Here is a 12,015-nt window from a genome sequence, read left to right on the forward strand (position 1 = left end):
GCTCGGGAGACGGCGAACGCGGCTGCCGGGAGGCCGGTCAGCCGCGTTCGGGTGGTGCTGGTGAGCAGGGCTCAGAGGTCGAAGAGCGAGCTCGCCTCGGTGATGTCCACGTCCGTCCTCGGGGTGTGGGTGGCCCCGCTGGTGGTGGGCTGCGGAGCGTCCTGCTCCTCGGGCTCGGGCTCGGGCTCGGCCGGGGGGGTGGCCTCGGGCTCGGGCTCGGGGTTGGCCTCGGGGGTGGCCTCGGGCTCGGTGGCGGGGTCGACCTCCGGCTCGGGCCGTGCGTCGGCAGCCGGCTCGTCCTCGACCGCCGCGAAGGTCGCCGCCTGGCTGAGCGCCGCGCCGCCGGCGAGGCCCTCGGCCGGGGCGGTCGACTCCTCGGCGGGCGTCGCCTCATCGGTGGACGTCGCCTCCTCCGTCGTGCTGGTCTCCGCCGCGGCCTCCGACTCGGTCGCTGCCGGCTCGACCTCTGGCTCCTCTACCGCGACCGGGGCAGCCGGGGCGGCCTCGGCCTCGGGGGCCGCCACCGGGGTGGGCGCCTCGATATCGAAGAGCGAGCCACCCTCGGGGATCGAGGTCACCGGGGTGCTGACCTGGCGAGCCGCCGATGCCTCGGGCTGCTCGACCTCCGGGACGTCCGGCTCCTCTGTCGGGGCAGCCGCCTCGTCGGACGGTGCCGGCTCGGCGACGGGTGCTGCTGGTGCGGCCGTGGCTGCGGGAGCAGCCGGGGCCGCTACCGGAGTGGGGGCCTCGAGGTCGAACAGGGAGCCGCCATCGGGGATCGACGTGGCCGGCGTGCTCGTCGTACCCGAGGACGTCGGTGCGTCAGCCACCTTCTCGGGCGCGGCGACGGTGGCCTGCTCACCGCTCGCGGGAGTGTCGGCCGTGTCGGCCTCCGGGGCCGGTGCGGGAGCCACCTTCTCGGGTACGGCGACCGTGGCCTGCTCACCGCTCGGGGCGGGGTCGGCGGCGATGTCGAACAGCGAACCGCTCGAGCCCAGGCCGGCCGCAGGGGCGGACGGTGCGGGCGCGGCCGCCGGTGCCTCGTCCAGCTCGACCTTCGCCTCGTCCGGCGCGGGTGCGGGGGCGTCCTCGGCGGCGGGCGGCTCGGTCGGGGCGGCGGGCGCGGGCTCGTCGGGCGTGAGGTCGAAGAGCGAGCCACCCGAGCCGAGGTCGGCCTCGGCCGGCTTCGGAGCCGGCTCGGCTGCGGCCGCGGGCTTCTCGGCCGCGGGTGCGGTCGGCTTCGCAGCCGGTGCCTCCTCCTCGTCACCACCGAGGTCGAACAGCGAGCCACCCGAGCCGAGGTCGGCGACTGGCTGCGCAGTCGCCTTCTCCTCGGCCTTCGCGGGCGCCGCCGACTCCGAGGCCGACTCCGCCGCCGGCTCCGAGGAAGGCGCGGTGGGCGCCTCCGTCTCCTCGTCGCCACCGAGGTCGAAGAGCGAGGACCCACCCGATGCCTTGGCGGCGGGCCCGACGTCGGCGGTCTCGGTGACCGTGTCCGCGGTGTCGGTGACGTCGCCGGGCTCGGGCTCGGCCTTGGTCGCCACGTCGGTGTCGCCCGACGTGCCGCCGGACGCGCCGCCCGACGCGCCCCCGGACGTGCCGCCCACGGCAGCTGCAGCGGCCGGAGCGGTCGCCGTACCGGCGGAGGAGGACGCGGGCGCGCGGGTGGCCGACTCGCCCTTGACGGAGGCGAGCAGCATCTGCGCGACGTCGAGGATCTCGACCTCCTCGCGGGCGTTGCCCTTGGCCTGCTCGGAGGTGAGCCCGTCGGAGAGCATCACCCGGCAGAACGGGCAGCCGACCGCGATCTGGTCGGCGCCGGTGCCGACGGCCTCCTTGGTGCGGTTGAGGTTGATCCGCTCGCCGATGTTCTCCTCCATCCACATGCGGGCACCACCGGCGCCGCAGCAGAAGGACTTCTCGGAGTTGCGCTCCATCTCGGTGAACTCCGCGCCGGGGAGGATCTGGAGCAGCTCGCGCGGCGGCGAGTAGACCTGGTTGTGGCGCCCGAGGTAGCACGGGTCGTGGTAGGTGATCGAGCGCTTCGCCGCGCCCGCACCGTCCTTGATCGGGGTCAGCTTGCCCTCGCGCACGAGGCGGTTGAGCAGCTGCGTGTGGTGCACGACCTCGAGCTCGATGCCGAAGTCCTTGTACTCGTTCTTGAGCGTGTTGAAGCAGTGGGCGCAGGTCGAGACGACCTTCTTGACCTTGTACTCCTTGAAGGTCTCGACGTTCTGCTGCGCGAGGCCCTGGAAGACGAACTCGTTGCCCGCGCGCCGCGCGGGGTCGCCGGTGCAGGTCTCGCCGTTGCCGAGCACGCCGAAGGAGATGCCGGCCATGTCGAGCAGCTCGGCCACGGCGCGGGTGGTCTTCTTGGCGCGGTCCTCGTAGGCACCGGCGCAGCCGACCCAGAACAGCCAGTCGACGGACTCGAGCGACTCGAGGTCCTCACCGACGACGGGCACGTCGAAGTCGAGGCCCTTGGCCCAGTCCATGCGCGCCGTGGACGACATGTTCCACGGGTTGCCCTTGTTCTCCAGGCCCTTGAAGAGCTGGTTGAGCTCGGCGGGGAAGTTGGCCTCCACCAGCACCTGGTAACGACGCATGTCCATGATGTGGTCGACGTGCTCGATGTCGACGGGGCACTGCTGGACACAGGCACCGCACGACGTGCAGTTCCACAGGACGTCGGAGTCGATGACGGCCRTACCGTCCTCGGGCATGTAGAACCACTCGTCACCGGTGTCGCCGACGAGCGGACGGGCGGCCTCGCGGGCCAGTACCTCGTCCTTCTCCAGCAGCGCGGTCGCGGCCTCGCTGCCCTCGCCGCCGGCCTGGACGTACGGCGCCTTGGCGTACGCGTGGTCGCGCATCGCGGTGATCAGGAGCTTGGGGGAGAGGGGCTTCTCGGTGTTCCACGCGGGGCACTGGGACTGGCAGCGACCGCACTCGGTGCAGGTGGTGAAGTCGAGCATGCCCTTCCAGGAGAAGTCCTCGACCTTGCCGACGCCCAGGGTGGAGTCCTCGTCGAGCTCCTCGAGGTCGTCGAGGGTGACCGGGACACCGGCGGAGGTGAGCGGCTTCATCGCACCGAGCGCGGTGCTGCCGTCGGCCTCGCGCTTGTAGAAGATGTTGAACCACGCGGTGAACCGGTGCCAGGCGATGCCCATGGTGATGTTGCGGGCGATGACCATCAGCCAGATCATGGCCAGCGCGATCTTGAACATCGCGATGAAGTAGATGAGGTTCTCCAGCGACGACGGCTCCACGGGGTAGAGCGCGTCACCGATCCACGACGAGATCGGGTAGTGCGAGCGCCCGGCCTCCCCGTCGAGCTTCCACTCCGCGCCGCGCACGAACAGGATCGCGGCACCTTCGAGCAGGGCCAGGGCCTCGACGAAGTACGCCTGCCACATCGTCGAGCCGAAGAAGCGGCTCTGGCGGCCCAGGCTGCGCGGGTGGTGCTTCTGCCGGTAGATGATCAGGAAGACGATGCCGACGGTGCTCAGCAGGCCGATGACCTCGCTGAACCACTCGAACGGGTACCAGTGGCCCACGACCGGCCAGGCGAAGTCCGGCATGAAGAGCTGGAAGTACGCCGCGAGCACCGCGGTGCTGAGGAACAGGAACGCCGCGTAGACGAACCAGTGCATGATGCCGACCCAGTGCCACTGCAGCATCCGGGTGTGGAGGAACGTCTCCTTGAGCATCGTGACGGCACGACCGCCCGGGTTGTCGCTGCGTCCCGGCGCCGGCTGCCCGGTGCGGATCACCCCAAGCATCTTCCGCACGGCGGGCACGAGGAGTGCCACCGCCGCCACGGTGAGGGCGAAGGAGACGACGATCGCGATGATCTGCATGAGGTGTTGCTCCTCGGTTCGGCGGGTCCGACATCCCGACGGCGGACGTCAGGCGAGCGTAGTGCGGGGCCGCGCCGGGGGCGCGCGGCGTCTCGCCTACACGGGGATCCTACCTGCCGGTAACTTCACCCCGGAAGGTGACGGGTCCTCGTCAGGGCCGGTCGAGCCGGCTGGTGACCTGCAGGTCGATCGGCCCGGTCTCGCGGATCGTGAAGGGCACGTAGACCCAACCGAAGAAGGGGCTCGTGTCGACCGGGTGGTCGACGCTGACCGTGGCGTAGGCGCCGTCACYGCAGCCGAGCGGGCCGTTGGCCGCGCAGACGGGGGTCTCGGCTGCGCCCGCGTAGGCGGCGAGCGGGCCACCCGGGTAGGCCGCCGTGAGTCGCAGGAAGCCTCCGGTCTCGGCGGGTGCGATCACCGCCCGGCCCGGAGCCGGCGCGACGAACGTCGTGGGTACGTCGTCGGTCCGGATCGGCGGCAGCACGGTGACCCCCGCCGCGCGCAGTGCGCCCGCCGTCGAGGAGGGCGGCGTGGGCTCGGGGAAGAAGAGCAGGGTCCAGGACCCGGCGGTCGTGAGCCGCCACAGCCCGGTCGGGCCACGGAAGGGGAGCGTGTGGAGGGGGGCAGGTCGTCGGGGGGTCCCGTCGGGGCCGAGGAGCACGCTCGCGTACGCCGCGTCGTCGGTGTCCGAGCCGTCCTGCGCCCGGAGCCAGGCGCCCGGGTGCCCCTCGAAGGTGAGCGCCTGCGGCAGGGGACCCGCCGGCGCCACGGCAGGGCCGTCGTACGTCGTGGGGTGCTGCGCGGGGTCGCCGGCCACGACCGCTCCACCGCCACGGTGGAGCAGCGCGACGCGTTGACCGGCGGTGGTGCGGGCCACCCGGTACCGGCTCGGGTCGAACGTGTCCGCGGTGAGTGGGGCGTGTCCCGGCCTCAGCACGAGGCTGGCGACGGGCCCGTTGAAGCCCTCGACCTCTCCTCGCGTCGCGAGGGCCGAGAATCCCCGGCCGGCCGGGTCGGCGACGGCGAGCATCCCGGCGGACGGCACTCGGATCGGGGCGGCGTACAGGACTCCGCGGCGGCGGGGCAGGCGCTGCACCTCGGTCGCGGGCGACACCATGTCGACGAGCGTCAGGCGCAGCGAGTGCCTGCGGGGGGCCGTGCGGCACGGCGTGTAGCGGAAGACGTAGGAGCCGGTGCGCGGCAGCCGGAAGTGCGCCAGCGCGTTGCGCGACACCCGTCGGCCGTCGCGGCTCAGGGTGATCCGGGCGCACAGGTCGTAGGGGAACCATGACTCGTCGAGCAGGTCGACCCGGTCGCCGCGCGTGCCGTGGAAGACCAGGACCAGGCGCTGGCGCTTGTCGCCCATCCGCACCTGGCGGTCGTGGTAGCCGCGCGTCACCCGGCGTACGGCGGGCGAGCCTGCTGCTCGCTCGGCGTGGCGGTGGGAGACCGACGTCGTCGGCTGCGGCGTCGCGGCCTGTGCCGGCACGACGATCCCGGCGGCAGCGACCAGCCCGGCGACGAGTCCGGCGAGCGGTGCGTGTGCAGCTGTCCAGCGATGCGTCACGTCATGAACCCCCGTGTGCGGGCGCGCCCCGTGCGCGCCATCGGAGTGTAGGACGCAGCCAGGGCGTCGCTCCCTGCGTGGCTACCGGATTGTTACCGAGTGGTGGATCTGTGGTGGGAGAGCCGTGGGGGGTGGCTTGCGAAGGTTGACCCATCGAGATCGCGGGCTTCGGCCAGGCGAGGCGTTCGAAAGGCATCACGGATCCGGGGGGGTCCGCGGCACGGGAACATGGGCCCGCTCCGCAGTCACGGTGCCAGCTCGATCGCAGACAAGAGAAACGCCGGGTGGTCACCGACCACCCGGCGTTCCTCGTCTCGGCAGGCGTCTCGCGGTCAGCCCCCGAGGCGACGCGACAGGGCCGCTGCCGTCGTTCGTACGGCGCTCGCGAGCCGATCGCCGTCGACGTCGTCCTCGAGGGGGAAGGTCAGGGCCACCGCGGCCACCGGGTGCCGGTTGTGGTCGAGCACCGGGGCGGCGACGCTCCCGAGCCCGGGGCTGACCTCGCCGTCCTCCACGGCGTGACCGCGCTGCCGGGCCTCCGACAGCACGGTGCGCAGCGCGCTGGGCGAGGTCGGGCCGGTGCCGACCCGGTCCACGAAGCTGTCCCGGTGGGGGTAGAGCGCGCGGACCTGGCTGGCCGGCAGCGACATCAGGATCGCGCGCCCGCTCGCCGTGAGGTGGGCGGGCAGCCGGACCCCGACGTCGGTCACGAGCGGCGGACGTCCGGGCGCCCGCTCCTCGAGGACGTAGAGGACGTCACGACCGTGCAGGACTGCGAGGTGCCCGCCGTACCCCGTCTGGTCGACCAGCGCCGCGAGCGGTCGCCGAGCGATGCGACCCAGCGGCTCCTGGCGCGCGTAGCCGGTCCCGACCTCGAAGGCCGCGACGCCGAGCCCGTAGCGCCGGTCGTCGGCCAGGTGCACCACGAAGCCCTCGTCGATCATCGTGTTGACGAGGTGGTACGCCGTGCTGCGCGGCAGGTCGCAGGCACGCATGATGCGGTCCAGCGGCACGGGATCGGGCTGGCTGGCCAGGAACCGCAGCACCCGCAGGGCGCGCGACGCGGCCGGCACCTGGCTCATGCGAACCGCCCGATCCGTGCGCGTCGCTCAGGCGCGGTGGGAGCCCCCGGTGGGACCGGTGCCCCCGTCGCGCTGCTCGGGGTCGGTCCAGTCCGGCTCGCCCGTGGACCGGGTGCCGGTGGACGGGTCGGTCGCGGTGGTCTCGGTCGTCCGGGTCTCCGTGGACGGGTCGGTCGACACGGTCTCGGTCGTCCGGGTGTCCGTGGCGTCGGTGGACGTGGTGTCGGTGGACGTGGTGTCGGAGTCGCGGCTGTCGAAGATGGTCTCCGGATCACCGGTGGTCGACGTCCCGGTCGTCTCCGTGCGCTCGCCGGCGTGGATGCCGGTGGAGGCGCCCGACGGGTGCGGGTCCGCGCCCTCCGGCTCGGTCCGCTCGGCGGCGTGGGAGCCGATGACGCTGGACGTGTCGGGCGTGTAGTCGCTGGAGCGGTGGTCGACGCTCGGGTCGAGGCGGTCCGCCTCACGGACCTGCTCCTCGACGACGGCCTCGTGCTGGACGACCTCGGTCCGAGCGGCCCGCGCCCGCTCCTCGGCGTGCTGGGCCTCGAGGCGAGCCCGCTCCGCCTCCGCCTCGGTCTCCTTGGCGCGGACCTGCGCGTCCGGGATGACGGCGGCACTCTGGTGGGCCTCCTGACGCAGCTCACCGGCGCGGGTCTCGCTGGCCTGTCGGCTCCTCTTGCGCATCGACGAGACGATGAACCCGATCAGGGCCAACGCGGCCACGACGATGACGACGGTCCAGATGATCTGCTGGGTGGTCACGGTTGCTCCTAGCTCCCGTACGGCGACCTCGGGCGGTGCCGCACCTCCTGCCACCCTAGGCGCGTGTCTCGTCCCCGAGATACCTCCCCACGGATGAGGTCTCGGATCCGAGACGAGCAGGGTCTTCGGCCCCTGTCGCGCCAGGGCGCCGGGGGATTGGATGAGGTCATGAGCGACATCACCTCCCTTCCCGTCGTCGTCGGCGTCGGCCCCGTCTCCTTCGCCGACGTCCTCGCGGTGGCCCGCGACGACGCACCGGTCCGGCTCGGCGACGACGCGCTGGAGGCCATCGACCGGGCCCGCGCCGTGGTCGAGGAGCTCGCCGCCGCGGCCACGCCGTCGTACGGCATCTCGACCGGATTCGGCGCCCTCGCGACCCGGCACATCCCGACCGAGATGCGCGCCCAGCTCCAGCGTTCGCTGGTCCGCTCGCACGCGGCCGGCTCCGGACCCGAGGTGGAGCGCGAGGTGGTGCGGGCGCTGATGCTGCTGCGACTCTCCACGCTGGCGACCGGGCACACCGGCGTACGCCGCGAGACGGCACGGCTCATGGCCGACCTGCTGTCGGCGGGGATCACCCCGGTGGTCCGCGAGTACGGCTCGCTCGGCTGCTCCGGCGACCTCGCCCCGCTGTCGCACTGCGCGCTGGCGCTGATGGGGGAGGGTGAGGTGCGCGACGCCGACGGCACGCTGATGCCGGCCGCCGAGGCGCTCGCCGCTGCCGGCCTGACGCCGGTCGAGCTGGCCGCCAAGGAGGGACTGGCCCTCATCAACGGCACCGACGGGATGCTCGGCATGCTCGTGATGGCCATCAACGACCTGAGGATGCTGCTGCGCACCGCCGACGTGGCGGCCGCGATGAGCGTGGAGGGGCAGCTCGCCACCGACCGGGTCTTCGCCCCCGAGCTCCAGGCCATCCGCCCGCACCCGGGCCAGGCGCTGTCGGCCGCCAACCTCGTCGCGCTGGTCGCCGACTCGGCGATCGTCGCCTCCCACCGCACGGGTGACTGCAACCGGGTGCAGGACGCCTACTCGCTGCGCTGCTCGCCGCAGGTCCACGGTGCTGCCCGCGACACCGTGGAGCACGCCGCGCTCGTCGCCGGGCGCGAGCTCGCGTCGGCCGTCGACAACCCGGTGGTCCTCGCCGAGGAGGGTCGCGTCGAGTCCAACGGCAACTTCCACGGCGCCCCGGTGGCCTACGTGCTGGACTTCCTCGCGATCGTCGCCGCCGACGTCGCCTCCATCAGCGAGCGGCGTACGGACCGGTTCCTGGACCGGGCGCGCAGCCACGGGCTCAACCCGTTCCTGGCCAGCGACCCCGGCGTCGACAGCGGGCACATGATCGCGCAGTACACCCAGGCCGCGATCGTGTCCGAGCTCAAGCGCCTCGCCGTCCCGGCGAGCGTGGACTCCATCCCCTCCAGCGCCATGCAGGAGGACCACGTGTCGATGGGGTGGTCGGCGGCCCGCAAGCTGCGTCGCTCCGTCGACGGCCTCACCCGCGTGGTGGCGATCGAGGTCCTCACCGCGGCCCGGGCCCTCGACATGCGCGAGCTGGAGCCGGCGCCCGCCACGGCTGCCGTCGTACGCCTGCTCCGCGACGCCGGCATCGAGGGCCCCGGCCCTGACCGGTACCTCTCGCCCGAGATCGAGACGGCCGTCTCGCTCGTCGCCAACGGCGCGGTCCTCGACGCCGCCCAGTCCGTGATCGGAGAACTGCAGTGACCCACAACCCCCGACTCCCCATCCACGCCGCCACCGGCACCGAGCTGTCCGCCAAGTCGTGGCAGACCGAGGCCCCGCTGCGGATGCTCATGAACAACCTCGACCCGGCCAACGCCGAGCGCCCCGAGGACCTCGTGGTCTACGGCGGCACCGGCAAGGCCGCCCGCAGCTGGGAGGCGTACGACGCCCTGGTCCGGACGCTGCGCGACCTCGAGGACGACGAGACGATGCTCGTGCAGTCGGGCAAGCCGGTGGGCGTCATGCGCACCCACGAGTGGGCGCCCCGCGTGCTCATCGCCAACTCCAACCTGGTGGGCGACTGGGCCAACTGGGAGGAGTTCCGCCGGCTCGAGGACCTCGGGCTGACGATGTACGGCCAGATGACGGCCGGCTCGTGGATCTACATCGGCACCCAGGGCATCCTCCAGGGGACCTTCGAGACCTTCGCGGCCGTCGCGGACAAGTCCTTCTCGGGGACCCTGGCCGGCACCATCACCCTGACCGCCGGACTCGGCGGCATGGGCGGCGCCCAGCCGCTCGCGGTGACCATGAACGACGGCGTCGCGATCTGCATCGAGTGCGACCCGGCCCGGATCGCGCGGCGCATCGAGCACCGCTTCCTCGACGTGCAGGCCGACTCGCTCGACCACGCCCTCGAGCTCGCGGTCGAGGCGCGCGACGCCCGGCGCCCCCTGTCCATCGGGGTGCTCGGCAACGCGGCCGAGATGCTGCCCACCCTGCTCGAGCAGGACGCGCCCATCGACATCGTCACCGACCAGACCTCGGCGCACGACCCGCTCTTCTACCTCCCGGTGGGCGTGCCCTTCGAGGAGTGGCAGGCCCAGCGCGAGGCCGACCCGGCCGGCTTCACCAAGGCCGCCCAGGCCTCCATGGCCACCCACGTACGCGCGATGGTCGAGTTCGGTGACAAGGGTGCCGAGGTCTTCGACTACGGCAACTCCATCCGCGACGAGGCGCGCAAGGGCGGCTACGACCGTGCCTTCGACTTCCCCGGCTTCGTCCCGGCGTACATCCGGCCGCTGTTCTGCGAGGGCAAGGGCCCGTTCCGCTGGGCGGCGCTCTCCGGCGACCCGGCCGACATCGCCGCCACCGACAAGGCGATCCTCGAGCTCTTCCCCGACAACGCGCGGCTCCACAAGTGGATCACCATGGCCCAGGAGAAGGTCTCCTTCCAGGGCCTCCCGGCCCGCATCTGCTGGCTGGGGTACGGCGAGCGCCACCTGGCCGGGCTCAAGTTCAACGAGATGGTGGCCTCCGGCGAGCTCAAGGCGCCGATCGTCATCGGTCGCGACCACCTCGACTGCGGCTCGGTGGCCTCGCCGTACCGCGAGACCGAGGCGATGCTCGACGGCTCCGACGCCATCGCCGACTGGGCGCTGCTCAACGCGCTGGTCAACACCGCCTCCGGTGCCAGCTGGGTGTCGATCCACCACGGCGGTGGCGTGGGGATGGGCCGCTCGATCCACGCCGGCCAGGTCTGCGTCGCGGACGGCACCGAGCTGGCCGCCCAGAAGATCGAGCGGGTCCTGACCAACGACCCCGGGATGGGCGTCATCCGCCACGTCGACGCCGGCTACGACCGCGCGGCCGAGGTGGCCACCGAGCGCGGCGTACGGATCCCCATGCAGGAGGGCTGATACCGCCGGTGGTGGGTCCGGTCAGTCGGTGATGACCGGCTCGCCGGTGACCGGGTCGGTCATCGGCGTCGTGTCGCCCGCCGCGATGCCGTTGACCACGGGGGTGATGAGCTTCTCCAGGACCAGCGCCAGGACGGCCATCAGGGCGCAGCCSACCACGATCATCGACACGAACGCCCAGGACCACCCGTGGTTGAGCATGAAGCCGGCCACCACCGGCCCCAGGATCGTGCCGCCCTGGAAGGCTCCGGCGCTCACCGCGTTGTAGCGCCCGCGCAGGTGGTCGGGGGCGAGGTCGTTGGTGATCGCCGGGATGGTCGGCTGGAGGAGCGTCTCGCCCAGGGCGAAGACGGCGTTGAAGGCCAGCACTCCCAGGGCCGCGGCGACCGTCCCCGGCACCAGGCCGGTCAGTCCGAGGATGAGCCAGGACAGCGACCACAGCGCCGTCATCACGAGCAGCACCCGGGTGCGCCGGTGGCCGCTGATCCGGCGCAGCACGACGAACTGGAGCAGCACGATGGTGGCGGTGTTGACGGCGAAGCCGAACCCGATGACCCGCGTGGAGACCTCGCTGACGGTCCGGGCGAAGGCCGGCAGGCCGGCCTCGATCTGTCCGTAGCCCACGAAGGTGGCCAGGAAGGTCAGCGCCGTGAGCCACAGGACGGCGGGCTGGCGCACGATGGCGAGGTAGGACCCCGCCGCGAGATCCTCGTCGTCGGGTCGCTCCGCGCGGCCGTGGACGTGGCGCAGGGGGCCGAGCAGCAGCGCGATCGGCACGAGCATGCAGGCCGCGTCGGCGAGGAAGATCACGCTGAAGGTCGCGGGGTCGCTGACGTCGGCGTAGAACCCGCCGATGATGCCGCCGGTGCCGATGCCGAGGTTGACGAGCGCGAAGTTGACCCCGAAGTACTGCTGGCGGGTCTCGCCCGTGGTGACCGCGGCGACGAGGGCGTTGAAGGCCGGCCAGGAGACGCCGAAGTTGAAGCCGAGGAACGCGAAGCCCACCGCGAACTCCAGCGGGGACGTGGCGAACGCGATGACCGTGCAGCCCACCACCTGGGCGCTGGTGGACACCAGCAGCATCCGGCGGGCGCCGACGCGGTCCACGAGGGCGCCACCGGGTCCGGTCACGGCCAGCGCGACGAGGGCGATGAAGGCCATCAGCAGTCCGGCGAGGTCGAGGGAGATCCCGCGGACCTCGTGCATGTAGATGATGGTGAACGGGAGGGTCAGGCCGCGCCCGAGGGTCTGCACCACCACGGTCGACAGCAGCCAGCGACCCTCCACCGGGAGGGAGCTCCAGAAGGCGCGCATGCCGGGCCGAGTCGCGGTGCTCACGTGAGGATCCTCACCCCTGGCAC

At 72.5% G+C, this 12,015-nt stretch carries 7 protein-coding genes; 2 read left to right on the top strand and 5 right to left on the bottom strand.

All coding sequences use genetic code 11. From position 1 onward, the window contains the following. Window positions 1-71: 71 nt before the first annotated feature. From AC1DQF_RS19295 to AC1DQF_RS19310, 4 genes are all read right to left on the bottom strand, one after another. Entirely contained in the window at window positions 72-3,860 is a 3,789-nt protein-coding gene (locus tag AC1DQF_RS19295; RefSeq protein WP_477526850.1) for a (Fe-S)-binding protein, read from the bottom strand. A gap of 151 nt (window positions 3,861-4,011) precedes the next feature. Continuing rightward, the gene (locus AC1DQF_RS19300; RefSeq protein WP_477526851.1) at window positions 4,012-5,427 is read right to left on the bottom strand and encodes a hypothetical protein; all 1,416 of its coding nucleotides are present in this window, start codon (window positions 5,425-5,427) and stop codon (window positions 4,012-4,014) included. A gap of 332 nt (window positions 5,428-5,759) precedes the next feature. Beyond that, window positions 5,760-6,509 (bottom strand): IclR family transcriptional regulator, encoded by a 750-nt coding sequence (locus AC1DQF_RS19305; protein ID WP_477526852.1) that lies wholly within the window; start codon window positions 6,507-6,509, stop codon window positions 5,760-5,762. 27 nt (window positions 6,510-6,536) lie between these two features. Then, the gene (locus AC1DQF_RS19310) at window positions 6,537-7,271 is read right to left on the bottom strand and encodes a hypothetical protein (protein WP_477526853.1); all 735 of its coding nucleotides are present in this window, start codon (window positions 7,269-7,271) and stop codon (window positions 6,537-6,539) included. Between the two features lie 177 nt (window positions 7,272-7,448). Between AC1DQF_RS19310 and hutH the strand changes: the two genes are divergently transcribed. Both hutH and hutU read left to right on the top strand, forming a co-directional pair. Further along, window positions 7,449-8,996: a histidine ammonia-lyase gene (gene hutH, locus AC1DQF_RS19315; protein WP_477526856.1), complete on the top strand. Its 1,548-nt coding sequence runs from the start codon at window positions 7,449-7,451 to the stop codon at window positions 8,994-8,996. Next, window positions 8,993-10,654 carry a urocanate hydratase gene (hutU, locus tag AC1DQF_RS19320; RefSeq protein WP_477526854.1) on the top strand — a complete coding sequence of 554 codons (1,662 nt, stop codon included), beginning with the start codon at window positions 8,993-8,995 and terminating at the stop codon, window positions 10,652-10,654. Before hutH ends, hutU begins: the two co-directional genes overlap by 4 nt. A 21-nt stretch (window positions 10,655-10,675) precedes the next feature. Here hutU and AC1DQF_RS19325 read toward each other — a convergent pair whose 3' ends face one another. Continuing rightward, window positions 10,676-11,992, bottom strand: a complete 1,317-nt coding sequence (locus tag AC1DQF_RS19325; RefSeq protein WP_477526855.1) for an MFS transporter — start codon at window positions 11,990-11,992, stop codon at window positions 10,676-10,678. Window positions 11,993-12,015 lie beyond the last annotated feature (23 nt).

The organism is Nocardioides sp. P4_G4, assembly GCF_056401085.1.

Coding starts and splice junctions, on each gene's coding strand:
- AC1DQF_RS19305 (WP_477526852.1), bottom strand. CDS start 6,509: ATGAGCCAGGTGCCGGCCGCGTCGCGCGCCCTGCGGGTGCTGCGGTTC.